General features: G+C 72.7%; 20 protein-coding genes and 2 pseudogenes. 14 read left to right on the top strand and 8 right to left on the bottom strand.

The genetic code is table 11. The features are described 5' to 3' along the window. Nucleotides 1-48: 48 nt before the first annotated feature. From ACIQE0_RS15315 to thiI, 13 genes are all read left to right on the top strand, one after another. Nucleotides 49-993: an ornithine cyclodeaminase family protein gene (locus ACIQE0_RS15315; RefSeq protein WP_402332065.1), complete on the top strand. Its 945-nt coding sequence runs from the start codon at nucleotides 49-51 to the stop codon at nucleotides 991-993. A gap of 183 nt (nucleotides 994-1176) precedes the next feature. Continuing rightward, entirely contained in the window at nucleotides 1177-3357 is a 2181-nt protein-coding gene (locus ACIQE0_RS15310; RefSeq protein ID WP_366329243.1) for an FUSC family protein, read from the top strand. Nucleotides 3358-3789: 432 nt separating this feature from the next. Beyond that, nucleotides 3790-5634: an asparagine synthase (glutamine-hydrolyzing) gene (gene asnB, locus ACIQE0_RS15305; protein WP_402332062.1), complete on the top strand. Its 1845-nt coding sequence runs from the start codon at nucleotides 3790-3792 to the stop codon at nucleotides 5632-5634. Between the two features lie 69 nt (nucleotides 5635-5703). Next, nucleotides 5704-6132 carry a MarR family transcriptional regulator gene (locus ACIQE0_RS15300; RefSeq protein ID WP_366328789.1) on the top strand — a complete coding sequence of 143 codons (429 nt, stop codon included), beginning with the start codon at nucleotides 5704-5706 and terminating at the stop codon, nucleotides 6130-6132. A 145-nt stretch (nucleotides 6133-6277) separates the two neighbouring features. Then, a complete protein-coding gene (locus ACIQE0_RS15295; RefSeq protein WP_366328791.1) occupies nucleotides 6278-7459 on the top strand; it encodes an FAD-dependent monooxygenase in 1182 nt (393 codons plus the stop codon). A gap of 231 nt (nucleotides 7460-7690) precedes the next feature. Then, on the top strand, nucleotides 7691-8605 hold the full coding sequence (locus ACIQE0_RS15290; protein ID WP_402332058.1) for an NAD(P)H-binding protein: 915 nt from the start codon (nucleotides 7691-7693) through the stop codon (nucleotides 8603-8605). Between the two features lie 172 nt (nucleotides 8606-8777). Next, entirely contained in the window at nucleotides 8778-9782 is a 1005-nt protein-coding gene (locus ACIQE0_RS15285; protein ID WP_402332055.1) for a DUF1259 domain-containing protein, read from the top strand. A 107-nt stretch (nucleotides 9783-9889) separates the two neighbouring features. After that, the gene (locus tag ACIQE0_RS15280) at nucleotides 9890-10795 is read left to right on the top strand and encodes an ornithine cyclodeaminase family protein (protein WP_402332052.1); all 906 of its coding nucleotides are present in this window, start codon (nucleotides 9890-9892) and stop codon (nucleotides 10793-10795) included. 235 nt (nucleotides 10796-11030) lie between these two features. After that, nucleotides 11031-11975 carry a GNAT family N-acetyltransferase gene (locus ACIQE0_RS15275; protein WP_402332049.1) on the top strand — a complete coding sequence of 315 codons (945 nt, stop codon included), beginning with the start codon at nucleotides 11031-11033 and terminating at the stop codon, nucleotides 11973-11975. Nucleotides 11976-12243: 268 nt separating this feature from the next. Next, complete coding sequence (locus ACIQE0_RS15270; protein WP_366328801.1) at nucleotides 12244-12426, top strand: hypothetical protein; 183 nt, start codon at nucleotides 12244-12246, stop codon at nucleotides 12424-12426. A 702-nt stretch (nucleotides 12427-13128) separates the two neighbouring features. Beyond that, nucleotides 13129-14748, top strand: a complete 1620-nt coding sequence (locus ACIQE0_RS15265; RefSeq protein WP_402332047.1) for an ABC-F family ATP-binding cassette domain-containing protein — start codon at nucleotides 13129-13131, stop codon at nucleotides 14746-14748. Nucleotides 14749-15290: 542 nt separating this feature from the next. Further along, complete coding sequence (locus ACIQE0_RS15260) at nucleotides 15291-16193, top strand: glycosyltransferase (protein WP_366328805.1); 903 nt, start codon at nucleotides 15291-15293, stop codon at nucleotides 16191-16193. A gap of 254 nt (nucleotides 16194-16447) precedes the next feature. Further along, complete coding sequence (thiI, locus tag ACIQE0_RS15255) at nucleotides 16448-17761, top strand: tRNA uracil 4-sulfurtransferase ThiI (protein ID WP_402332043.1); 1314 nt, start codon at nucleotides 16448-16450, stop codon at nucleotides 17759-17761. Between the two features lie 157 nt (nucleotides 17762-17918). Here thiI and ACIQE0_RS15250 read toward each other — a convergent pair whose 3' ends face one another. From ACIQE0_RS15250 to ACIQE0_RS15235, 4 genes and pseudogenes are all read right to left on the bottom strand, one after another. Further along, nucleotides 17919-18731 carry an ArsR/SmtB family transcription factor gene (locus ACIQE0_RS15250; protein ID WP_402332286.1) on the bottom strand — a complete coding sequence of 271 codons (813 nt, stop codon included), beginning with the start codon at nucleotides 18729-18731 and terminating at the stop codon, nucleotides 17919-17921. A gap of 113 nt (nucleotides 18732-18844) precedes the next feature. Then, entirely contained in the window at nucleotides 18845-19087 is a 243-nt protein-coding gene (locus ACIQE0_RS15245) for a hypothetical protein (protein WP_402332300.1), read from the bottom strand. A 73-nt stretch (nucleotides 19088-19160) separates the two neighbouring features. Then, nucleotides 19161-19580: pseudogene (locus tag ACIQE0_RS15240) on the bottom strand (MFS transporter); the annotation flags it as partial. Between the two features lie 109 nt (nucleotides 19581-19689). Then, a pseudogene (locus ACIQE0_RS15235) lies at nucleotides 19690-19986 on the bottom strand (MFS transporter); the annotation flags it as partial. A gap of 108 nt (nucleotides 19987-20094) precedes the next feature. Here ACIQE0_RS15235 and ACIQE0_RS15230 point away from each other — a divergent pair. Beyond that, nucleotides 20095-20553 (top strand): MerR family transcriptional regulator, encoded by a 459-nt coding sequence (locus ACIQE0_RS15230; RefSeq protein WP_402332040.1) that lies wholly within the window; start codon nucleotides 20095-20097, stop codon nucleotides 20551-20553. 155 nt (nucleotides 20554-20708) lie between these two features. Here ACIQE0_RS15230 and ACIQE0_RS15225 read toward each other — a convergent pair whose 3' ends face one another. From ACIQE0_RS15225 to ACIQE0_RS15210, 4 genes are all read right to left on the bottom strand, one after another. After that, the gene (locus ACIQE0_RS15225) at nucleotides 20709-21191 is read right to left on the bottom strand and encodes an Hsp20/alpha crystallin family protein (RefSeq protein ID WP_366328815.1); all 483 of its coding nucleotides are present in this window, start codon (nucleotides 21189-21191) and stop codon (nucleotides 20709-20711) included. A 447-nt stretch (nucleotides 21192-21638) separates the two neighbouring features. Further along, on the bottom strand, nucleotides 21639-21866 hold the full coding sequence (locus ACIQE0_RS15220; protein ID WP_402332037.1) for a DUF1918 domain-containing protein: 228 nt from the start codon (nucleotides 21864-21866) through the stop codon (nucleotides 21639-21641). Between the two features lie 218 nt (nucleotides 21867-22084). Beyond that, on the bottom strand, nucleotides 22085-22507 hold the full coding sequence (locus tag ACIQE0_RS15215; protein ID WP_402332034.1) for an Hsp20/alpha crystallin family protein: 423 nt from the start codon (nucleotides 22505-22507) through the stop codon (nucleotides 22085-22087). Nucleotides 22508-22678: 171 nt separating this feature from the next. Then, nucleotides 22679-24169 (bottom strand): ATP-binding protein, encoded by a 1491-nt coding sequence (locus ACIQE0_RS15210; RefSeq protein WP_402332031.1) that lies wholly within the window; start codon nucleotides 24167-24169, stop codon nucleotides 22679-22681. Between the last annotated feature and the right edge of the window lie 7 nt (nucleotides 24170-24176).

Genomic DNA, 24176 nt, shown 5'->3' with positions numbered 1-24176 from the left:
CGCCGTAGATCGCGCATCCCGGCGCCGGGCCGGGGCAGACTCGGCGGTATGAGCGCCCTGCCCCCAGACCCGTACCCGCCCCGGTTCATCGACGCGGCCCGGCTGCTGCACGCCCTCCCGATGGCCGCGGCCGTCGACGCGCTGCGCGCGGCCCTGCGCGACGGCCCGGACCCGGAGGCCGATCCGCCGCGCACCATCGTGCCCGTCGAGCACGGCCAGTTGCTGCTGATGCCCGCGCACCGCAGCCGGTACACCGGCGTCAAGGTGGCCACCGTCGCCCCGGACAACCCGGCCGCCGGACTCCCCCGCGTCCAGGGCCAGTACCTGCTCTTCGACGCCGCGACGCTCACCCCCCTCGCCCTGCTCGACGGGATCGCGCTGACCACGGTGCGCACCTCCGCGGTCTCCGCCCTCGCCGCCGATCTGCTCGCCGTCCCCGAGGCCGGCCGCCTGGTGGTGTTCGGCACCGGGCCCCAGGCCCGCGGCCATCTCGACGCGTTGCGCGCGGTGCGGCCGCTCACCCATGTCACCGTCGTGGGACGCACCCCGGCGAACGTCGAGCACTTCATCGCCGCCGTCCGCCGGGACACCGGCCTGTCCGTCGAGGCCGGCGACCCGTCCGCGGTCGCCGGCGCCGATCTGGTCGCCTGCTGCACCACCGCCCGCACCCCGCTGTTCGACGGCGCCCTGCTCCCGCCGCACGCCATGGTGACCGCGGTCGGCTCCCACGAGCGCGGCAGCCGCGAGGTGGACGGCACCGCCGTCCTGCGCAGCACGGTCGTGGTCGAGTCCAAGGCCGCCGCGGCGCGCGAGGCCGGCGATCTCATCCCGGAGCTGGAGAGCGGCCGGCTCGCCCCGGAGTCCCTGGTGACGCTCGCCGCGCTGGCCACCGGGGCGTCCGCCGTGGACCCCGAACGCCCCCGCCTCTTCAAGAGCGTCGGCATGGCCTGGGAGGACCTCGCGGTGGCCGGCGCGGCGTACGAGGCCACCTGACGACGCACGCCAGCGCCGTTCGGCCGGTCCTCGTGCGATGCTGAGGACGCCCGGCCGATGGCGCGTGACCTCGGCCGATGCCAGAGATGGGGAGCGAACGGCAGCGTGAAGGCAGCGATACGACGGACCGGTACCGGCATCTGGGACCGCTTCGCGGCGTCCGACCCGGGACTGCTGCGGCTGATGGCGGGGTTGCGGACGGTGGGGGCGATCGTCCTGGCCCTCGTCGTCCTGGCGCTGCTGGGCACCAGCGTCACGCTCATGGTCGCCGGTGCCATGGTGGCGATGGTCGCGACCTTCGCCGTCCGGGAGAAGGAGGTGCGCGGTCAGGCTGCCACCCTCGCCCTGGGGCTGCCGGTCGCGCTGGCCGCGGTGGCGCTGGGGGTGCTGCTGCACAACCAGGTCATCGCCGGTGACCTGGTCTTCATCGCCCTGATCTTCGGCGCCGCCTACGCGCGCCGGTTCGGCGACCGCGGGACGGCACTGGGGCTGATCGGCTTTCAGATCTACTTCATCTCGCTGTTCGTGCACGCCACGGTGCCCACGCTGCCTGAGCTGTTCGTGACCCTGACCATCGCGTTCGCGTGCAGCGCGGTGATCCGGTTCGCCGTCGTGCCGGACACCCCCGAGCGCACGCTGAGCCGGCTGCGGGAGGCGTTCCGGGCCCGCCTGGCCCAGCTGGTGGCGACCCATCGGGAGCTGGTGGACGCCGGTCCCGAGGAGATGGACGGGGTCCTCGACGACCTGCGCCGGCACACCGCCCGGCTGCACGAGACGGCGCTGATGATCCAGGGCCGCCTGGAGGAGGGCACCCGCGACGCGACGACCGCGGCGCTGCTCCAACGCCGCGTCGCGGACGCCGAGATCGCCGCCGAACGCCTGGGCATGACGCTGCTCAACGCCCGCAGCGCGGAACGCACCGACACCCTCACCCTGCACCTGCCGCACGCCCCCGTACCGGCCGGCGCCAACCGCATGCACTCCGAGGGCGACTCCGTGGCCACGCTGCGCCGGGGCCTCGACGCGCTGGGGCTGCTGGTGGCCCGCCGCGCACCCGAGGACCGCGGCACCGCGCTGGCCCACGTCCGCAACCGGCTGCTGGGCTACCGCGACGAGGACAACCTGCCGCGCGGTTCGGGGGCCGTCCAGGACGCGTTCCGTGCGCTCGGCGAGGCCGCCCGCGCGGTGCTGGGTCTGCGGCTGGCGCTGGACGGGCCGCAGGACGAGTCCGACGACACCTCGGCGACCAGCCGGTCGCGGGAGGAGTTCGACGCGGAGGACCTGGCGATCGTCGGGGTGGAGGAGGACGAGGAGGACGGGCGCACCGGGCTCCGGCGGCCCACCACCCGGGCCGCGTTCCAGGTGGCGGTGGGTTCCGCGCTGGCCATCGTCGGCGGGGAGTTCCTGTCCACCCAGCGCTGGTACTGGGCGGTGCTGACCTGCTGGGTGGTGTTCCTCAACACCGCCTCCACGGGCGAGATCCTGGTCAAGGGCTACCGCCGGCTGGTGGGCACGGTGCTCGGTGTGGTCGCCGGTGTGGCGCTGGCCGGGCTGGTGGGCAACCACACCTGGACGGCGTTCGCGCTGGTGCTGCTCTGCGTCTTCGGGATGTTCTTCACCGCGCCGCTGTCGTACGCGCTGATGTCGTTCTTCGTCACCGCGATGCTCGGTCTGCTCTACACCCTCCTGGACACCTACAGCGTGGCGACGCTGGTGCTGCGCATCGAGGAGACCGCGCTGGGCGCGGCGTGCGGGATCATCGCCGCGGTGCTGGTGCTGCCGGTGCACACCGACCGGCGCACGGACGAGCTGCTGGGCACGGTCCTGGAGCGGTTGCAGGAGGCGGTGTCGGCGGCGGTGGCCCAGCTGTCCGGCGGCCAGGCGGTGGACCTGCTGACCCTGGCACGCGATCTGGACACCGCGCTGAACGACCTGCGCGGTTCGGCCCAGCCGCTGGTGCACCCCATCACCCCGCTGCGGGTGCGCCGGCAGACCGCGCGCTATCTGGTGGCGATGCTGGAGACCTGCGCCTATCACGCGCGGTCGCTGGCGGCGACGGCCGAACTCCTGCCGTCCAGCCGGTCGGTGGCGGCCGATCCCCGGCTGGAGCGCGCCGGCCGGCGGATCGCGCGCAACATCGATCTGATCGCCGCGCGGGTGCAGGACCAGCCCGTCGACGGCGAGGTGGAGGGCGGCGCCAGCATCGCCTCGCTGCTGGGGGCGGACGGCTCGCCGGTGCCGGCGTCGCACACCGTCACCTTCCGTGTGCTGCGGCACCTCCAGCGCCTCGACGAGGGTGTGGTGGGTATCGCCCGCGCCCTGGACGTGCCGGTGGCCGGCCGGTCGGGGCGGAAGCACGGCTGACGCCCGGGGCGGGGCCGGGCCGGTCGGCGGACTGCGCGCGACCGGCCCCGCCCCGCCCGTCCCGGTCCGTCACCTCCCGGTAAAACCTTTCCCTCGTTTCCGTTGGGCGTCCCGCCTGCCGGCCGCGCTGCCCGGCGTCCGCCCCCTCGGCGAAGCCGCAGTTCAGCGCGGCCGCACGGGCCGCCGCCGAGCCCTCGCGCAGGCCCGGGAGCGTCCGTGGACGCCCCGTCCCGCGAGACACCCCCGGTTGACGCGGCGGGCCCCTGAGGAAGACCCTCATTACATAGGTGCTCGATACAACTGACTCTGGTGGAGCGGGTCGGGCGACCGCCCAACGGCCTCGCCCGCCCCTCCCGACCCCCGGCCCGCAGCGGCACCTCCCCGTGCCCGCGGCTCCGGCGGCCCCCAGGGCTCGGAGTAGGAGGACAAGGCATGTGCGGCATCACCGGATGGATTTCCTTCGACCGCGACCTGCGCGCCGAGCAGGCGACCGTGGACGCGATGACCGAGACGATGGCCTGCCGCGGGCCCGACGCCCGCGGCACCTGGGTGCAGGGCTCCGCCGCACTCGGCCACCGTCGCCTGGCCATCATCGACCTGCCCGGCGGACGGCAGCCGATGACCGCCGAACGCGCCGACGGCACCCAGGTCGTCATCGTGTACTCCGGTGAGACCTACAACTTCGGCGAGCTGCGCGGCGAACTGGCCGGCAAGGGACACCACTTCACCACCGACTCCGACACCGAGGTGGTGCTCCGCGGCTATCTGGAGTGGGGCGAGGCGGTCGCCGAACGCCTCAACGGGATGTTCGCGTTCGCGGTCTGGGACGAACAGCGCCGACGGCTGGTGATGATCCGCGACCGGATGGGCATCAAGCCGTTCTACTACTACCCCACCGCCGACGGCGTGCTGTTCGGCTCCGAGCCCAAGGCGATCCTCGCCAACCCGCTCGCCGAGCGGCGGGTCGCCCTGGACGGGCTGCGTGAGCTGTTCGCCTTCGTCAAGACCCCCGGGCACGCCGTGTGGGACGGGATGCACGAGGTCGAGCCGGGCACCGTGGTCACCGTCGACGCGGACGGGCTGCGCCGGCACGTCTACTGGTCGCTGCGGACCCGGGCCCACCAGGACGACCGCGAGACCTCCATCGGCCACGTCCGGACGCTGCTCGACGACATCGTCCGCCGCCAGCTCGTCTCCGACGTACCGCGCTGCACCCTGCTGTCGGGCGGGCTGGACTCCTCGGCGATGACCGCGCTGGCGGCCCGCCAACTCGCCGAGGCCGGCGAGACGGTGCGCAGTTTCGCCGTCGACTTCGTCGGCCAGACCGAGAACTTCGTCGCCGACGATCTGCGCGCCACCCCCGACACGCCCTTCGTGCACGACGTGGCCCGGCTCGCCCGCACCGAGCACCAGGACATCGTGCTGGACTCCGCCACCCTGGCCGACCCCGACGTCCGCGCCAAGATGATCCGGGCCCGCGACATACCCATGGGCCTGGGCGATATGGACGCCTCCCTCTACCTGCTGTTCAAGGCGATCCGGCAGCACTCGACGGTGGCGCTGTCGGGCGAGTCCGCCGACGAGGTCTTCGGCGGGTACAAGCAGTTCTTCGACGAGGACGCCCGCAACGCCGACACCTTCCCCTGGCTGGTGCGCCACGCCCAGCACTTCGGCGACGACGGGAACATCCTCACCTCCGGCGTCACCGGCGCCCTCGACCTGGGGACCTACATCCAGGACGGCTACGACCGCGCCGTCAAGGACGTCGAACGGCTCGACGGGGAGAGCGACTTCGAGTTCCGCATGCGGAAGATCTGCTATCTGCACCTGACGCGCTTCGTCCGCATCCTGCTGGACCGCAAGGACCGGGCGAGCATGGCCGTCGGGCTGGAGGTCCGCGTCCCCTTCTGCGACCACCGCCTGGTGGAGTACGTCTACAACACCCCCTGGTCCCTGAAGTCCTTCGACGGACGGGAGAAGAGCCTGCTGCGCGAGGCCACCGCCGATGTGCTGCCCAGGTCGGTCTACGACCGGGTGAAGAGCCCGTACCCCTCCACACAGGACCCGCAGTACGCGGTCGCGCTCCAGCAGCAGGCCAAGGAGCTGCTGGCGCGCCCCTCGCACCAGGTGTTCGACCTCGTCGACCGCGACTGGCTCAAGCGGGCCGCCAACCACGACGCACCGCAGATCACCCAGGCACCCCGGCGCGGTCTTGAGCGGACCCTGGACCTGGCCCTGTGGTTGGAGATGTACTCCCCAACCATTACGCTCTCCTGATCCACCGCGGGGGCCTTGGACAGGCCCCCGCCGCGGAGCACGTCCGGCACGGCAGGCGATGGGTGAGCAATGACGATCGGTGACGACGCGGCGCTACAGCTGGTGATCTCGCTGCACCGGCTCACCCGGAGCCTGCGCAGGTCGGCCACGGCGGGCAGCATCCAGCTCACGCACACCGCCGTGCTGGCGCTGCTGAACCAGCGCGGACCCTCCCGGATCGGGGAGATCGCACAGTGGGTGCCGTGCTCCCAACCCACCGCCACCGCAACGGTCCTCGGGCTGGAGTCCGCCGGCCTGGTGCGCCGGGAGGCCGACCCCGAGGACCGGCGCGCCAGCCGAGTCCTGCTCACCGAACAGGGCACCGCGGCACTGGCGGACGTGGCCCGCGGCGAGGCACACGTCCTGACCCGGCGCCTGGCCGGACTCACCCCGGAGGAGATCCGCCTGCTCACCGAGGTGGAACCACTGCTGCGCCGGCTCGCGGAAGCCGGCGACTGACCCGGCGCACTCCACCGCTCCTCAGAAGTCGGACGTCCGCCCGCTGAACACGCCGGCGAAAAAGCCGTCGTGGCGTGAAAGCAACCTTCCTGCGAGCGCTCCGCGTCCACACCAGCACGTCCAACTGCTACGGAGGAGCCTCCAGGTGGAGAACGCGAACATCCTTGTCTCCGGTGCCAGCATCGCCGGACCGGCCCTGGCGTACTGGCTGAGCCGCCACGGGTTCGACGTCACCGTGGTGGAGCGCGCCCCGGACCTGCGCCCCGGCGGCCAGGCGATCGATGTGCGGGGGCCGGCACTGGACGTCGCCGAGCGCATGGGCATCCTGTCCGAGATCCGCCAACTCACCACCGACATACGCGGCATGACCGTCGTCGACGCGGCCGGCGAGGAGCTGTACAGCAGCACCGAGCAGACGTTCACCGGCGGCCGGATCGACAACCCCGACGTCGAGATCATGCGCGACGACCTGTGCCGCATCCTCCACCAGGCCACCGACAACACGGTGGAATACCTCTTCAACGACTCCCTCACCTCCCTCGCCCAGGGCGACCGGGAGGTCCACGTCACCTTCGAGCGCAGCGCTCCCCGCACGTTCGACCTGGTCGTGGGCGCCGACGGGCTGCACTCCACCGTGCGCAGGCTCGCCTTCGGCCCGGAATCCGCGTACCTCCACCATCTGGGCAGCTACATCGGCCTGTTCACCACCCCCAACTTCCTCGGTCTGGACTCCTGGCAGGTCTACCACCAGAGCGGCGAGGTGGGCGGCATCATCATGAGCGCCCGGAACAACACGGAGTCCAGGGTGTACCTGGGCTTCCAGCAGGCGGAGCCGCTGGAGTACGACCACCGCGACCTCGCCTCGCAGAAGCGCCTGCTCGCCGAGCGTTTCGCCGGCGCGGGATGGGAGTTCCCCCGCGCGCTGGAGCACATGTGGGACGCGCCCGACTTCCACTTCGACTCCATGAGCCAGATCCGTATGGACAGCTGGTCGCGGGGCCGGGTGGCGCTGCTCGGCGACGCGGGTTACTGCGGTTCCCCCGGGACGGGCCAGGGCACGAGCCTGGCGCTGATCGGCGCCTACGTCCTCGCGGGCGAGCTCAAGGCCGCGCACGGCGACCACCGCGCGGCGTTCGCCGCCTACGAGCGGGAGCTGCGGGAGCACGTCACGGCGACCCAGCAGATCGCGCTGGACAACAGGCAGCAGATGGAGGAGGCGGGGGCCGCCGCCGACCAGGCCCCGGCGGAGACGGCACAGGCCGTCGGCGACCGCGACATGCGGGAGTTCTACGCACTCGTCAACTCCCTTACGCTGAAGGAGTACTGAGCGGGCCGACTGACTGGCGGAGGGCCGGGTGCCTGGTGACGGACCCGGTCAGCCCTCCCCGGCGGCCGAGCAGCCGCCCACGCCGCGCCGCGGCGCCCTGGTACGACAAGCGGGCGTACGCCGTCCCCGGCACGGCCGGGGCTGCGCGGGTGACCGGCCGGCCCCACCCTAAGGTGAGGCCGTCCCCGGGCAGACCGGACGCCCGGGCCCGGAAAGCAGGAGGCGATCGCCATGCACGACCGACCCATCCTTGTCACCGGCGTGGGCGGCGGAGTCGGCGGAGTCGGACGAACGGTCCTCGACGGGTTGCACGCCCAGGGTGTACCGGTCCGGGCGCTGGTCCACCACGACGACGAACGGGCCGCGGAGCTACGGGCGATGACCGGCGTGGAGGTGGTGGTCGGCGACCTCACCCGCGGCGCCGACGTGGTCCGGGCCCTGGCGGGCTGCCGCCGGGCCTACTTCGGGATGAGCGTGTCGCCCGCCTATCTGGAGGCGGCGACGACCGTCGCGGCGGCCGTCCGGGAGCGCGCCGACCTCGACCTGCTGGTGAGCATCTCGCAGATGACGGTCTCCCAGATGGACCTCACCAGCGATACCGAATCCCGGCAGCAGCGACTGCACTGGCTGGCCGAGCACGTCCTCGACTGGTCGGCGGCACCGGTCGTCCACGTCCGGCCCACGGTCTTCATGGAGAATCCGCTCTTCACCCGCGTCGCGGTCGCCTCCATCCGGCAGGACGGCACGATCCGCCTCCCGTTCGGCTCCGCCCGGACCTCGCCGATCGCCGCGGCCGACGTGGCGGAGGTCATCGCACGACTCCTGCTCGACCCGGCCCCACCGTCCCGTCACGTCTACGAACTGACCGGGACACCCTCCCGCGACATGGCCGCCATCGCAGCCGAGTTCTCCACCGCCCTGGGCCGTCCGGTGACCTACGTCGACGTCCCGTACGAGGACTGGCTCAAGCACGATCTCGGGAAGCAGGACCTGCCGCCCCACGTCTTCGAGCACATCGCCACGATGGCGCGGCTGCACGGCGAGAACCGGTACGACCGGGCCACGGACGACGTCGCCGAACTGCTCGGGCGCCCGCCGCTGGGGTTTGACGACTTCCTCAGGAACACCCCCGCTCTGCGCCCGTAGCCGGCCTGGCCGCCGCCTGGCTCGCGCCCCCATCCAGGCCCCTGTTTGCCCTGCCTGCTCACCCGTCACGTTGATCACTTAGACCACATGGCCCCCAGACGTGAGGTGACGCAGCATCAGATCAGCCATGCTGCGAACTCCTCATGGAGGTCATCGTGGAGGTGCTCGCCTAATGGCTGGAGACAGACAGCAGACCACCGACCCGCGCGTGGGGTCCTCACGACGACGCGTGCTCGCCGCGGGGGCGCTCGCCCCCCTGCTGGCCGCGGCGCCCACCCCCGCCCGCGCCCACCCCGCCGTCCTGCCGACCGCTTCGGGCGGCGGGAGCAAGTTGATCGATCCCGTCCAGACCACCCGCGCCGACTGGAAGGACGTCGCCAAGGCGCTGGGCCGGACCGGCGACATCAAACGCAAGATGATGTACCACATCGGACTCCCCCGCCGGGACCTCCGGGTGGTCTCCCAACGCATCAACGTCACCGCGCCCCTCGCCCTCGGCTCGCACGTCTCCTTCGTCCGCTATGCCGACGACAGCACCCTGCTGATGGGCGACGTGGTGGTGACCGAGCCCGAACTCCAGGACTTCGTCGACGTCCTGCAGGAGCACGGCATCGGCCTGACCGCCCTGCACAAGCACCTGCTCTCGCACCGCCCCGACGTCTGGTGGGTCCATGTGCACGGGCACGGACACGACCCGGTGGCCCTGGCGCGCGGCCTCCGCGCCGCGTTCGACTGCACCGCGACCCCGCCCCCGGCGACGCACGACCTGGCGGTCAAGGTCCATCTGGACACCGCCCGCATCGACCGCGCCCTGGGCGCCAAGGGGTCCGTGGACGAGGGGATCTACAAGTGCGTCTTCGTCCGCCGCGAGCGGATCACCGACCACCACCTGGTGCTGCCGCCGGGCCTGGGATCGACCAGTGCCCTCAACTTCCAGGCGCTGGGCCACGGCCGGGCCGCGATCAGCGCGGACTGCTGCATGATCGCCAGCGAGGTCCAGGACGTCCTGCGGGCCCTGCGGCGGGCGGGCGCCAAGCTCGTGGAACTCCACAACCACGGGCTGACCGACTCCCCCCGCCTGTTCTTCGTCCACTTCTGGGCGGTCGGCGACGCCGTCCGGCTCGCCCGCGCACTGCGCCCCGCGTTGGACGCCACCGACGTCATCCCGGCCGGCTGAGCCGGCACACCCGACCTTGGGAGGAGGACCAAAAGCCGATACCCCGCACGGCACCCGCCCGGCAGAGTGAGCGTCGCTCCGCACCGCCTGCCGAAGGGAACACGCCGGTGCCCGTGCTGCTGCTCGACGACGACGATGTCCGCGCCCACCTGGACGCCGGGACGGCGGTGACCGCGGTGCGCCAGGCGCTGCTCGCCGCGCACCACGGCACCCTCGACGCACCGCCCCGGGTCCAGGCCCGGCTCGGGGACGGCGATCTGGTGGTCACCGCGGGGCGGCTGCGTTCCCAGGGGCTGTTCGGCTTCCGCTCCTACGACACCGTCGTCGGCGCGGAACAACTCGTCGCCGTATGGGGCACGGAGGACGGCCGGCTGCGGGCCGTGGTGCACGGCGACGAACTGGGACCGCGGCGGACCGGGGCGATCGGCGCCGTCGCGGTGGACGTGGCGGCCCGTCCCGGCCCGGTCCGCGTCGCGCTGGTCGGGGCCGGGCCGCAGGCGTGGACGCAGCTGTGGGCCCTGTGCGCGGTGCGGGAGGTGGTGGACGCCGTGGTGGTGGCCCGCCACCGGGAGCGGGCCGCCGCCTTCGCCCGCCGGGCCGCCGACGAACTCGGCGTCGAGGCACGGGCGGTGGCCACGGTCGAGGACGCGGTCCGCGACCGGGACGTGGTGATCGTGGCCACCGGCAGCGCGGTCCCGGTGCTGGACAGCGACTGGCTCGCCCCCGGCGCCCACGTCACCACCCTGGGGCCCAAGACCGCCACCCACCACGAGGTGCCCGTCACCCTGGCCGACCGGGCCCGGACCGTCCTCACCGACTCCCCGGCCCAGGCGGCCGGTTCTCCCGCGCCGCCCCTCTTCCCCGCCGACCGACTGGTCTCCCTCGGCGCCGTCCTCGCCGGAGCGGCCCCCGCCCGCACCGGACCGGACGACCTCACCGTCTTCAGTTCCGTCGGCCTGGCCGGCACCGAGATCGCGGTCGCCGCCGCCCTCTGCGAAGCCGTCCCGCGCTGACCCGGCCACCTCTCGCCCCACCTGTCAACTCCCGCCCACCGAAAAGACGTTGCGGGCGCTCCCACGCTCGGGTAAAACTCGCTGCCGGGTCCCGCCACCAGGGCCGTGGGATCACGACTACGAGAGGAGGGATATGCCGATGACCGCCATGACCACCGCGCCTGTCTCCTCCCGGGGTTCCGACCACAGCTGACCCCGGAGCGGACGGGCACCTTCAGGGGAGCATGCCTCAACCGTGGAACCGAACGACCTGACCCTGCGCCCGCTCGCCGGGCCGCACGAACTCGACCTCTTCAACCACCTGCCCTACGTCCTCAACGAGGAACTGGCGGACGACCTCGCCCAGGGCCGCCGACGGCCGGAATGGATGTGGCTGGCGCTCCGCGGCGACCGGCCGCTGGCCAGAGTCGCCTGGTGGGGCCGCCCGGGAAGCACCGCACCGGCCCTCCTCGACCTCCTCGACATCGACGACGGCCTCCCGGCCGGCGACCGCGTCGACCTCGGCGAACGGCTGCTGCGCACCGCCATGGCCGCCACCCTCCCGCACGGCGGCCCGGCGCCCGAGTACGGCCGCTACGTCCCGCCCGACTGGCGCGACACCCCGGCCACCCGGCAGGCCGTCCAGGACCGGATGACGATCCTGGAGCGCACCGGCGCCCGGCTGTTCGTCGAGCGGTTGCGTCTGGAATGGCGCCCGGAGACCCCGTTGCCCGCGCCGAGCGGGCGGCTCACGTTCGCCCCGGCCCCGGACACCGAGGAACTCCTCTCGCTGATGACCGCGGCCCTCACCGGAACGCTGGACGCGCACAACCGTGCCGACCTGGCCCGGATGTCCCCCCGCGCAGCGGCCGTCAGGCACTACGAGGAGGAGCTGGCGCGGTACACCAGCCCCCGGGACTGGTGGCGCGTCGGTGCCCTGCCCGGGGGTGAGCCGGTGGGTTTTGTCCTCCCCGCGCGCAACGCCTACAACGCCGTCATCGCCTATATCGCCGTGCTGCCCGAGCATCGCGGCAACGGCTATGTCGACGACCTGCTCGCCGAGGGCACCCGCGTCCTCGCCGCGGAGGGCGTCCCCCGCATCCGGGCCTCCACCGACCTCGGCAACTCCCCCATGGCGCACGCCTTCCAACGCGCCGGATACGTCCATTTCGAGGGACAGATCACCATGACCTGGAGCTGAGCGAGGGCGCGGGGATCCCGCACCGCCGCTCCCGCACCCGCCTCGCCCTGCCCGCCTGCCTGCCTGCCTGCCTGCCTGCCTGCCTGCCTGCCTGCCTGCCTGCCTGCAAGGACGCGGCTGGTGCGGCAGCGATCGCCCAAACCTGCTTTCCTGCCCGGGGGTTGCGGTTGCTCGCCCTCAACTCCGGTGCGAATCACGTCAGATCACCACGCCTACCGGTGAGTTTTGTAGACTCGGGGTACCTGGTTCACGAACAACGGGAGGACCCATGAATGCCCGGCTCGGCCGTTTGACCACGCGCATCGCCACGTTCCTGCGCGGCCGCCCGTCGCGGTTCGATCACGCCGACGCGCACCGCGACGCCCGCCCCAACCAGCACGCGGGCCTCATCAACCACTACCGCCCTTCCACTCCCTACGGTGGCGGTAGCGGAGGCCCCGGCATCCGCTGACGAGCCCGTAGGCAGGCCGGCTCGTCTGCGCCGGCGGACCACGGCCGGGCGGCCCCCGAAAAACTGCCGCGCAGTGGGCCGGCCCGCGCAGTACGGTCCCGCCATGGAGGACGTGGAAGGCGCGGACGGATACTTCAGGGAGAGCGTCGCGGCGAGGTATGACGATGCGTCAGGGGGCTGTTCGCGGCGGATGCCGTGGATCCGGCCGTGGCCTTCCTGGCCCGGCTCGCCGGGCAGGGACGGGCGCTGGAACTGGGCATCGGGACCGGTCGTCTCGCACTGTCCCTGGCCCGCCGCGGGGCCCCGGCCCAGGGCATCGACCTGTCCCGCGCGATGGTCGCCCGGCTGCGGGAAAAGGTCGGGCCGGGCGGGGGAACCGTTCACGGACGAGAGCGAGAAGCACGTGTCCGTCTGGGAGAAGCCCGCCGCCGACGGCGCCTGAGTGCGATCCAGCGGTGCGCCGGCCGCCGCCCGGTCCGCCGGGGCGGTGGCCGGTATGCGTTGCCGGTGCGAAAACCAGTTGGCCGCCGGGCGCCCTACCAGGAAGAGTGCGGCGGGAGATCGTCACGCGGGGCGCGGTTCCCCTTCCGATACAGTGACAAAGCGGGATGTGGTCCCGGTCATGGGGGGGTGCCGGCCGTCGCTAGGCGTCCGGTTTCGCGTTCTTCGGTTTTCGCAACGATTCCTGAGTTTGGGCCGATCATGGGGCATGTAGAAGTCGCGCACGTCGAGTATTACCTGCCGGACGGGCGGGTGTTGCTCGATGACACCTCCTTCCGGGTGGGCGAGGGTGCCGTCGCCGCCCTCGTCGGGGCGAACGGCGCGGGCAAGACCACGCTGTTGCGCCTGGTCTCGGGCGAGTTGAAGCCGCACGGCGGCTCGGTGACGGTCAGCGGGGGGCTGGGGGTGATGCCGCAGTTCGTCGGGTCGGTACGGGACGACCGGACGGTGCGCGACCTGCTCGTGACGGTCGCGCCGGAGCGCATCCGGCACGCGGCGCGCGCCGTCGACGAGGCCGAAACCGCCATCATGGAGCGGGACGACGAGGCGGCGCAGATGAGTTACGCCCAGGCGTTGAGCGACTGGGCGGAGGCGCGCGGCTACGAGGCCGAGACGGTGTGGGACATGTGCACCATGTCGGCGTTGGGCATCCCGTACGAGAAGGCGCAGTGGCGGGCCGTGCGGACGCTCTCCGGCGGCGAGCAGAAGCGGCTGGTGCTGGAGGCGTTGCTCCGAGGGCCGGACGAGGTGCTGTTGCTCGACGAGCCGGACAACTACCTCGACGTCCCGGGGAAGCAGTGGCTTGAGGAGCAATTGCGGGAGACCCGCAAGACGGTGCTGTTCGTCTCGCACGACCGGGAGTTGCTGGCGCGGGCGGCGCAGCGGATCGTGAGCGTGGAGCCGGGGCCGGCCGGTAGTGATGTGTGGGTGCACGGCGGTGGCTTCGCGACGTATCACGAGGCGCGGGCGGAGCGGTTCGAGCGGTTCGAGGAACTGCGGCGGCGCTGGGACGAGAAGCACGCCCAGTTGAAGCGGCTGGTGGTCGATATGCGGCAGTACGCCTCGCGCAGCGATGAGATGGCGTCGCGGTACCACGCGGCGCAGACCCGGTTGCAGAAGTTCGAGGAGATCGGTCCGCCGCCCGAGCCGCCGCGTCCGCAGAAGATCACCATGCGGCTCAAGGGCGGCCGTACCGGGGTGCGGTCGGTGACCTGCCGGCAGTTGGAACTGACCGGGCTGATGAAGCCGTTCGACCTGGAGGTCTTCTACGGGGAGCGGGTCGCGGTCCTGGGCTCCAACGGGTCGGGGAAGTCGCACTTCCTGCGGCTGCTGGCGGGCGAGGAGGTCGCGCACACCGGTCAGTGGAAGCTGGGCGCCCGGGTGGTGCCGGGGCACTTCGCGCAGACCCACGCGCGGCCGGAGCTGCTGGGGCGCACCCTCGTCGACATCCTGTGGACCGAGCATGCCAAGAGCCGGGGGCCCGCGATGAGCGCCCTGCGCCGGTACGAGTTGGACCAGCACGGGGACAAGCCGTTCGAGAAGCTGTCGGGTGGCCAGCAGGCGCGGTTCCAGATCCTGTTGCTGGAGATCGGCGGCGCCACCGCGCTGCTGTTGGACGAGCCGACGGACAACCTGGATCTGGAGTCGGCCGAGGCGCTCCAGAAGGGGTTGGAGGCGTACGAGGGGACGGCGCTGGTGGTCACGCACGACCGCTGGTTCGCCCGGTCCTTCGACCGGTACCTGGTCTTCGGGCAGGACGGCCGGGTCCGGGAGACGTCGGATCCGGTGTGGGACGAGCGGAGGGTGGAGCGCCGCCGGTAGCCGGCGCGGCTCGGCCGGGTGTCCGCGCCACCCGTGGGGCGGACTCTCGGCCGTGTTCGGGCTGGTTTTGGCTGGGCCGTTCGGGCTGCCGGGCTCCGGTCGGAAGGGGATTCCGCCTCGGAGCCGGCCTCTTGCGGCGGTGGGAGCGCGCGCATGCGCCCCACGGCCGTGCATATGCCACAGCGTCCCCAACGCTGTCGGCGAGCGAGCCGCGGACAGACCGGGAGAGGCCGCGCCGGCGCTTTACCGTACCGGACATTCTCCGTCAAGAAGGTGAATTCCCGTCCGGAAACCGGCAGTTGACCCCCTTCTTGACGCGGTGATTGACTTCCCGCGTCACCCGGCACCTCCCCGCGCCCGCGGCAGCCATGTCTGCGCATCACGACGTTCGTCGACGACCGCGGGCACCCGGCACGGCTCCGGGTGAGCAGTGGTCACGCATGTCCTTCACTGAGGGCTGTCCCACCAGGGATGACGGGACAGCCCTCAGGCTGCCGCCCGTCGAGGATCAAGGCCCATCGGAGCATGAGGATCACCATCGCATGAGAATCAGCGTCATCGTCCCCGCCTACCGCGCCCGGGACGCGCTGGAGTTATGTCTGTTGTCCCTGGCCCGCCAGTCACTCGACGCGCAGCACTCGGCCGAGGTGATCGTGGTGGACGACGGCTCGGCCGACGGCACGGACCGGATGGTGGCCGCGCTGCCGGCCGGCCTCGACGTCCGCTACGTCTACGAGCCGCGCTCCCCCGCGTCCGGCCGGGCCCGGGCCCGCAACCTCGGGCTGGCGCGCGCCTCCGGCGATCTCGTCGTGCTGCTCGACGCGGACCAGGTGGTGGCGCCGACGTTCCTCGCCGAGCACGTCCGGGCCCATGCCGAGGACGACGACCTGCTGGTCGTCGGCCGGAGGTTCCAGCTGGGGGACGGTCCGGTCGACCGGGAGCGGCTGCGGTACGAGTTCAGTTTCGAGGCGCTGCCGCCGGTGGTGCGCGGCGACGAACGGGAGCCGGTGCTGGAGGCGTTCGGCTGCGAGCTCGCCGGGCTGGTGACCGGCTGGCACTACGTGTGGGCGTGCAACGCCTCGGTCCGGCGCAGCCATCTGGTGGCGGCCGGCGGTTTCGACGAGGCGTTCGTCGGCTGGGGGCTGGAGGACGCCGAGCTGGGCTACCGGCTCACCCGCCGCGGCCTGCGGCTGCGGTACGCCACCGAGGCGGCCGTCTACCACCTGTACCAGGAGCCGGCCGTCGCGAGCCGGCACCGCGAATGGCGGCGCAACCTCGCCCACTTCGCCGATGTGCACGACGACGTGGTGGTCCTGCTCCAGCGGGTGTTCGAGCCGGCCGTCGACCCGACCGGGCAGGGCCGAAGCCGGCACGAGTGCGCGCTCCGCTTCGAGCTCGCCGCCCGCGCGCTCGCCGGTCGGCTGCGGCCCGCGCCGGTGAGCTGAGTCGGCGGGCTGAGTCGGCGTCGCGCACCCGCCCCGCAGGCGGGCCGCCCGGCGTGGGGCGGTACGGCGCTCGCCCGTGGCCCGGGCGGGGCCGCATGGCGTGCGCCGCCCGCGGAAACCCCGTGGTCCCGGGGAGAGGCCCGGTGGCGTGTCTACTCTGGAGGTGCGGCGGTCCGCCCGTCCCGCGGGCGGGGCGCCGGACGGGGCCCGGTGTCCGCAGTCCCGGGCCGCACGACGCGACACGAAGGAGAGTTGTGTCCGGCGCACCCTCCCTCCCCACCACCGGGACGCGCGGCCCGGACCCCTTCTGCGTCCTGCTCAAGCACGGGGAGATCTTCCTCAAGGGGCGCAACCGCCCCCTGTTCACCGAGCGGCTGCACGACAACCTCCGGCTGGCGCTGCGCGGCGTCGGCGGGTCGACCTGGATCAAGATCGCGCAGAACGTCACGGTGCTGGGCGGTCAGGTGCCGCAGGAGGCCCTGGTCGAACGGGCCCGCCGGGTGATCGGCTTCAACTCCGTCGAGCCGGCGATCCGGGTGCCCAGCTCCGTGGACACCATCACCGCGGCGGCGGTGCGGGCGCTGTCCGCGGTGGTCGCGAAACGGCCCGTGGCGAGCTTCGCGGTGCGGGTCAAACGCCGGGACAAGGCGTTCCCGATGACGTCGTCACAGCTGGAGGCCCATGTGGGGGCGCGGATCCAGGAGGCCCTGGACGGCCTGCCGGTGGACCTCTCCCACCCCGATGTCCGACTGGCCGTCGAGGTCGACCACAAGGAGACCTATCTGTCCTGGGTGCGGTATCCGGGCCAGGGCGGGCTGCCGGTCGGGGCCAGTGGGCGGGCCCTGGTGCTGCTGTCGGGCGGCTACGACTCTCCGGTGGCCGCCTATCGCGCCATGCGTCGCGGCCTGGCCTGCGATTTCGTCCATTTCACGGGCGCGCCGTACACCGACGCGTCCTCGGCGTACAAGGCGTACGCGCTGGCTCGGGAGCTCAACCGCTACCAGCCGCCGGGCCGCCTGTACGTCATCGCCCTGGGCCGGGCGCAGCGGCAGTTGGCGGTGGCCGGGGCGGGGCGGCTCCAGGTGGTCGCCCAGCGGCGGCTGATGGTGCGGGCCGCCTCGGCGCTGGCCGGCCGGATCCGGGCGCAGGCGCTGGTGACCGGGGACAGTCTGGGGCAGGTGGCCAGCCAGACGCTGGCGAACCTCGCGGCCGTGGACGAGGCCACCGCACTCCCCGTCGTCCGGCCGCTGGTCGGCTGGGAGAAGCAGGAGATCATCGACGAGGCCCGCGCCATCGGCACCGCGGAGGTCTCCGTCCTGCCGGACGAGGACTGCTGCCGGCTGCTCGCCCCGCCCCAGGTCAGCACCCGGGCCACGCTGCCCGGTCTGCACGCGGTGGAGCGGCGCCTGGACCTGGACGAGCTGATCGTGGAACTGCTGGCCGGCGCCCAGGTCATGCGGCCTGGCGGGGACGATGCGGAGGGCGCCGGGCGCCGGCACCGGGCCAGGCGCGGCGCCGGCGGCTCGACGGAGGCGTCGCGTGGCGCGCGGGCGCCGCTCACGGTGTGAGGCGCCGCGGTCCGGCCTGAGCGATCAGGCGTCTCTGCCGCCGTTCGCTGACCTCGCACCTCAGCCGACCGCCCCGCAAGCAGCACCTCCGACGCCTCCAACGGCCCTCTCGCACTGAGGTGTTGGGCGCCGCCGCTTAACCCTGCGCCGGCCTGGATCAGGACCCGGACTCCGATGCCGGCTGCGGCTCCGGGAGGAGTTCGCCCGTCTCCAGCAGGGTCTTGAGGTTGGACAGCAGGGCGGGCCAGCCGTGTTGGACCATGCCGCGGGCGGTGGAGTCGGCGGCGAAGCCGTCGTGGACGACGGTGAGCTTGACCATGTCGCCGAGCGGCTCGATCTCGAACGTCACCTTGGAGCGCGGTTCGGCCGCGAGCTCGGCCCGTACGTCGTCGGCGATGCCGGCGCTCTCGGCCCACTCGGGGGTGAAGGTGTGCCAGGTGTACGACAGCCGCCGGTGCGGGGTGGATTCCAGGACGATCTGCTCGGGGTGGGCGGTGGTGGCCCCGCGCTCGGTCCAGGTCATGGCCGATCCGGTCCGCCAGTCCGTCGCGAACTCCACCCCCCAGTAGCGGCTGGTGAAGGACGGGTCGGTGAGGGCCTGCCAGAGCCGTTCCGGCGTGGTGCGGATGTAGGTGGTGTAGACGAACGCGTTGCGGTCCATGGGGGGTGCCTCCAGTGCGTCTTTGAGGTCGGCGAGGGCGCGTGCCCGGTCGCGGTCGTAGTGGCTGATCCAGCGGTCGGCGAGGGCGTTGATCGGCTCGGCGTTGAGGTAGTGCAGCTTCTCCCGCCCCCGTCGGAGCGTGGTGATCAGGTTCGCCGCCTCCAGTACGGCCAGGTGCTTGCTGACCGACTGCCGCGTCATGTCCAGCTCCGCGCACAGCTCCCGCAGGGTCTGTCCGTTGCGGGCGTTGAGGCTGTCCAGCAGCCGGCGGCGCCCCGCGTCGGCCAGCGCCTTGAAGACCTCGTCCATCGCCCGCTCTCCTGTCCCACCCCTATATGCAACCGAATGGCTGCGTAAATAAAATAGGCAGCCATTCGGTTGCATGTCAATCGGGACGCGGCGCGTACCGTCGGCGCGTGCCGTTACTGCGGAGGCGGAACGGACCGGGCAGGTCGGGCGGGGTGCGGCGCGGTGGTGCGAAGGTCCGCGCCGCGATCCACCTCCTCGAACAGTGCCGCCGCGCGCACGGCGGTCACCCCGGCCCGACGCCCGGTGCTGAGCAGCCCCAGGGCGACGATGCCCAGGCCCAACACGAGCACCATCCACCACACGCCGCGCACCGCGTCGATGAACTCCGCCCCGCCGCGGGTCGCGGCCCCTCCCACGACCGTTCCGGAGATACGGGGACAGCACGAGGACCAGCGCCCCGACCGGGAGCAGGCAGAGCCCCGCCGCCAGCCCCGAGAGGCCGCGCACGTCCTGGAGGTACTGGGGTGTCACGAACAGGAACGAACCGAACCCGCACAGCGCGAAGGCCGCCATCACCAGCGCCGATCCGAACGGCACGCTGCGGAACAGGCGCAGCTCCAACAGCGCGTCGGCGCGGCGCGGTTCGTAGGCGAGGAGCCCCAGCACGCCGAGCACGGCCATGGCGAGCAGACCCAGGATGACCGGCGAGGTCCAGCCCGCCTGCCGGGACTCGATGATCGCGAAGACGACCCCGCCCAGCACCAGGATCATCAGGATCTGCCCCACCGGGTTGAAGCGGCGTGCCCGGGCCGCGCGGGACTCGGGCACGAACAGGGCGGTGCCCACGAGCGCGACGGCCACAATCGGCACGTTGATCCAGAAGATGGCGTGCCAGCCCAGGCCGTCCACCAGGGCGCCGCCCACGATGGGCCCCAGCGCCAGCGCCAGGCCGGATATCCGAGCCGAACACCCCGATCGCCCTGGCGCGCCCGGCCGGGTCGGGGGACCCGGTGGCGACGATCGCCAGCGCCACCGGGTTGAGCATCGTGCCGCCCACGGCCTGCAGCGCACGCGCCGCGATCAGCCAGCCGATGCTCGGCGCCAGGGCGCACAGCAGCGAGCCGAACCCGAAGGCGGCGAGGCCGATGTGGAAGACGCGCCGACGGCCGAACCGGTCGGCGGTGGACCCGGCCAGCACGAGGAAGCCGGCGAGCACCAGGGTGTAGGCGTCGACCGTCCGCTGGAGGCCGGACTCCGAAGCGTGCAGGCCGCGGCGGATCGCCGGCAGCGCGACATTGACGAGGGAGATGTCCATCACCACGACGACCATGCTGGCGCAGCAGATCGCCAGCACCAGGCGTTGGCGACGGGGGCTGAGTAAAGGTGTGTGCTCGGGCATGTCCGGGACGCTGGTTTTTAGAGCGTGGTCGAAGTCAACGGAAAGCCGTACGGACCCGTGCCCGAGGCGGGGTTGAGCATCGCCGAGGCGGCGCGCCGTACCGCAGTGAGCGCGCACACCCTGCGGTACTACGAGCGCGCCGGTCTGGTCGTCACCCCCGTGGACCGCACGTACGGCGGGCGGCGCCGCTATCGCGAGCTCGACCTGAAGTGGATCGTCGTCTGCACCAAGCTGCGGGCAACCGGCATGCCCATCAAGGGCATCCGCCGCTATGCCGAACTCGTCGCGGCGGGCCAGGGCAACGAGAAGGAGCGGCTGGACCTGCTGGAGTCGCATCGGGACGAGCTGCTCACCGGCCTCGCCGAACCCCAGGAGAACCTCAGGCTCATCAACCGCAAGATCGACACCTACCGGGACCGACTCGTCGCCGGCGACGCCGGGCAGCTGTGGGCGCCCACGGGCCCGCAGGACAACGCCCGCTGATCCCTCCCCCGTACGACGTCCGGCTCCTCAACCGGCCGGTGATCGCGGCCGGTTGAGGAGCCGGAGCGGGGTGTCGGATGAACGGCGTCGGGTGAACGGCGTCGAGCGAAGGGAGTCGGGCGGTATCGGGGCGACGGGCCTGCCGGCTCGCCGCGTCAGTCCGTGATCTCGATGTGCCGAGGGGTCGCGGCCTCCGCCTTGGGGAGGGTCACGGTCAGCACGCCGTCGGTCAGGTTCGCCGTGACCTCGTCGGTCCTGACGTCGACGGGCAGCGCCGACCGGTAGGTGAAGCTGCCGGTGCGGCGGGTCGTTCGGCGCAGTACGCCCTCGCTCCCGCACTCCTTGTACTCCCCGCTGATGGACAGTTCCCGGTTGTCGATCGCGACGTCGATGGCGTCGCGTGGCACACCGGGCAGTTCCGCCTCGACGACGTAGGCGTCGTCGGTCTCGTGCAGGTCCGCCAGCGGGGCCCACTGGGTCTGCCCGCCGTGCGCGGGGGCGCCGGCGGCGGACTCCAGCAGCCGGCCCATCCGCTGGTAGAGGTCGTCGAACTCGGAGGCGATCGGCTCGCCCCAGCCCAACGGCGGCAGGATCTGTTCGAGGAAGCTGCCGGGACGGTGTCGCACGGGCATGTTCATCGCGGTCACCTCCACGGGGCGACGGATTTCGGGTGCTGCTGAGTGATGCGTGCGATGTGCCTGATGAGTGTGGTGTGTGTGGTGTGTGCTGCGTGCCTGGTTTCTTGTTCCATGCTGCGCGCCCCGGTCCGGCCCGGCGACTTCGGCGAGCGGGCCGCTGGTCGGCGGTCGGGCCGCCGGTTCATCCGAAGAGGCCGGGCACCCGGATCGTGTGGATCGGCCGCTTGGACTTCGGTTCCTGGCGCGGTGGCAGCCGGCCGCCGGGGGCCTGGTCGGCCCGCGGGGGCTCGCCCCCGGCGCCCGGATTCCCGGTGGCGCCGGTGCGGCCCGGCTTTCCCGCGCGGCCCGGTTTCCCGCCGTGGCCGGGGTTCCCGGTGCGGCCCGGTTGTCCTTTTCCGGCAGGCGCTCCGCGGTGGCGGCGCGCTGGCGCTTTGCGTCCCATGAGGACTACACCGTGTGCCGGGGCGCGTCGGCCCGCGCGGGGTGTGCCCCGGCGGTGCTCTCGGTGACGCAGCCGGGGCCGGGGAAGATCTCCGTCTCGTGGCCGTCCTCGTAGCGCACCCGGTACGGGGGTTGGCCGTTGGGGCCGAGCACCTCGACGACCGTGGCCCGGTGCTCCGGACTGCCCACCGCGCGTCCGGTGATGCGCAGTACGTCTCCCTTGTGTGCCTGCATCGCCACTCACCCTTCCCTGCACTGCCGTGACTGTCCGCGCACGTCGCTCGGGGCGCGTGCGGCGCCTGCCTCTCCAGTGTGCGTACGCGTTTTCCAGTGTGTGCGTACGCGGCGGCGGACCGCACGAGGGGCGGGCGGCCGGCCGCCGGGCCGAGCGTGGCGGTGCGGTCCGCGGCGCCGGGACCGGCGGCGGCGATCGGCTGCCGCGCCGGGGCGGTTCAGACCTGGATCTCGACGTGGCGCGGCGTGGCGGCCTGCGCCTTCGGGATCGTCACGGTGAGGACACCGTCCACGAGCGAGGCGGTCACCTCCGCGGACTTCACGTCCACCGGCAGCAGTGCCCGGTACTCGAACTGGCCGGTGGGGCGGCCGCGGCGGCGCAGTGCGCCGGCCCGCCGGCACGCCGTGAGCTCACCGGAGATGCTCACCTCGTGCTCGCCGACCTCGACGTCGATGTCCTCGCGTGCGATGCCGGGCAGCTCGCACTCGACCACATATGCCTCATCGGTCTCGTGCAGGTCGGCGGGCGGGGCGAAGGCCATCGTCTCGGTCAGCGGCGAGGTGAAGGCGGCGGACTCCAGGAAGTGGTTCATCCGGTCGAACAGCTCCTGGAACTCGGCCATCGGCTGGGGCCAGCCCATCCCACGCTCCCACGGGCTTCCGGACCGGTGGCGGATCGGCAGATTCATCAGGGGGCACCTCCCCGTACGGCGGCAAGGAACGCTTCTGCTGTCTCCATGCTGGCCGCCCCCGGTGCACCGGCGCGACTCGGGAGGCCGCCAGACCACTGACGGGCCGTCAGGCAGGGGTCCTCATTCGCCGTGGTAGAGCCGGTCGGTGCCGACCAGCAGCACCTCGCCCTTGGCCTCGGCGGCGCGCAGTTCCGGGCCGAAGCCGACGCTGCTGTAGCAGGCCGGGACGGTCTGGCCGATGTCCTCGCCGGACGCAGCGACGAGGGCGAGGATGCGGCGCAGCAGCGCCAGGTGCGGGGCGTCCATGACCTCCTTCCAGCGGGCCAGGCCGACCGACAGCAGCACTCCCGGTCGCCCGTCGGCGGTCCCCCGGACGACGACTTCGGCGTCGAGCCGGGTGTCCCCCTGCGGGTCGGGGACGGTGCCGCGGACGGCCGTTTCCACGTCACCGCCGAAGGTGTCCCAGGCGGCGTAGCGGGTGGCCCAGTCCCGGCAGAGCTGGGCGAAGTGCGGCGCGACCACCGTGGTGTCGAAGAGCGGGCGGACCCGGCGCCAGACGTCGGTGGTGTTCTGCTGTTCCAGGGCGGCGCGGTGCGGCCAGGCGATGGCGTGCTCGAAGGCCAGCAGCGGTTCGGCGATGCGGTAGCGGGTCAGGCCCGGACGGAACGCGTCGGGTTCGCCGTGCAGCAGTCCGTGGTTCCGCATCGCGGCCAGGACGTGGGAGACGTCGTGCAGGGAGGCCCCGAGGCGGTCGGCGATCCCGCCGGGGGTGGAGCGGCCGCCGGCGATGGCGACCAGTACGGAGTGGCACAGGGCGCGGTCGGTGCAGGTGCCCTCCTGTTCCAGCAGGTGGCGGGCCTCCCAGAACAGCGGCACCCGGGGGTTGAGGACGGTCCGGCACACCCAGGCGTCGAAGTCGTCGGGGCCGGCGGGTGCGTCGTCGCAGACCAGGTCGCCGCGGTAGGCGGGGGTGCCGCCGACGACGGCGTGCACCTGCACGGCGAGGCGGGGTGCCCGGATGCCCCAGAAGCGGGCCGCCTTGCGGAAGCCGAACGGCCGCACCGCCACTTCCAGGGAGGCCAGGCCGTGCAGCGACGAGGGGCCGGAGAACAGCCGGCGGATGACGGCGGGGCTGGCGCCGCTGAGGATCAGGCGGGTGCGGTTGCCGGGGCGTTCCTGGTGCACGCGGAGGAAGGCGCCGTGCAGGACCGAGGAGAGTGCGGGGCTGTGTCCGACGAGTTCGGGGAAGTCGTCGATGATCACGGCGGCGGGGTGCTCGTCGCCCAGTGCGAGCAGGGCGTTCGCGGCCTCGTCCCAGTGGTGCCAGTGCGGTGGCCGGTCGGCTCCGGTGTGCTCGGCGAGCCGTTCGGCCAGGCGGCGCAGGGATTCGGCCTCGGCCGCCGCCTGGCCGTCGAAGTAGAAGCCGCCGGTGGCCTGGCCGACCGCTTCCAGCAGCACGGTCTTGCCCTGCCGGCGCTGCCCCGAGACCAACGCGAGGGTGGCCCCGGGGCGGGGGTCGCAGACGAACGTCGTCAGGTCCGTCCACTCTTCGGCGCGGTCGAAGATCCGGTCGGGCCGGGCCGGAAGGGCCGTGGCATCCGATGGCGACACGGGCCCG

The sequence above is a fragment of the Streptomyces sp. NPDC093097 genome, from assembly GCF_044754325.1.
GTDB lineage: Bacteria > Actinomycetota > Actinomycetes > Streptomycetales > Streptomycetaceae > Streptomyces.
This window is presented reverse-complemented; position numbering and strand designations above follow the sequence as displayed.

Bases quoted from the DNA above. Each gene is read 5' to 3' on its own strand.
- ACIQE0_RS15315 (WP_402332065.1), top strand. From the start codon at position 49: ATGAGCGCCCTGCCCCCAGACCCGTACCCGCCCCGGTTCATCGACGCG.
- ACIQE0_RS15310 (WP_366329243.1), top strand. From the start codon at position 1,177: ATGGCGGGGTTGCGGACGGTGGGGGCGATCGTCCTGGCCCTCGTCGTC.
- asnB (WP_402332062.1), top strand. From the start codon at position 3,790: ATGTGCGGCATCACCGGATGGATTTCCTTCGACCGCGACCTGCGCGCC.
- ACIQE0_RS15300 (WP_366328789.1), top strand. From the start codon at position 5,704: ATGACGATCGGTGACGACGCGGCGCTACAGCTGGTGATCTCGCTGCAC.
- ACIQE0_RS15290 (WP_402332058.1), top strand. From the start codon at position 7,691: ATGCACGACCGACCCATCCTTGTCACCGGCGTGGGCGGCGGAGTCGGC.
- ACIQE0_RS15285 (WP_402332055.1), top strand. From the start codon at position 8,778: ATGGCTGGAGACAGACAGCAGACCACCGACCCGCGCGTGGGGTCCTCA.
- ACIQE0_RS15270 (WP_366328801.1), top strand. From the start codon at position 12,244: ATGAATGCCCGGCTCGGCCGTTTGACCACGCGCATCGCCACGTTCCTG.
- ACIQE0_RS15265 (WP_402332047.1), top strand. From the start codon at position 13,129: ATGGGGCATGTAGAAGTCGCGCACGTCGAGTATTACCTGCCGGACGGG.
- ACIQE0_RS15260 (WP_366328805.1), top strand. From the start codon at position 15,291: ATGAGAATCAGCGTCATCGTCCCCGCCTACCGCGCCCGGGACGCGCTG.
- ACIQE0_RS15250 (WP_402332286.1), bottom strand. From the start codon at position 18,731: ATGGACGAGGTCTTCAAGGCGCTGGCCGACGCGGGGCGCCGCCGGCTG.
- ACIQE0_RS15225 (WP_366328815.1), bottom strand. From the start codon at position 21,191: ATGAACATGCCCGTGCGACACCGTCCCGGCAGCTTCCTCGAACAGATC.
- ACIQE0_RS15220 (WP_402332037.1), bottom strand. From the start codon at position 21,866: ATGCAGGCACACAAGGGAGACGTACTGCGCATCACCGGACGCGCGGTG.
- ACIQE0_RS15215 (WP_402332034.1), bottom strand. From the start codon at position 22,507: ATGGGCTGGCCCCAGCCGATGGCCGAGTTCCAGGAGCTGTTCGACCGG.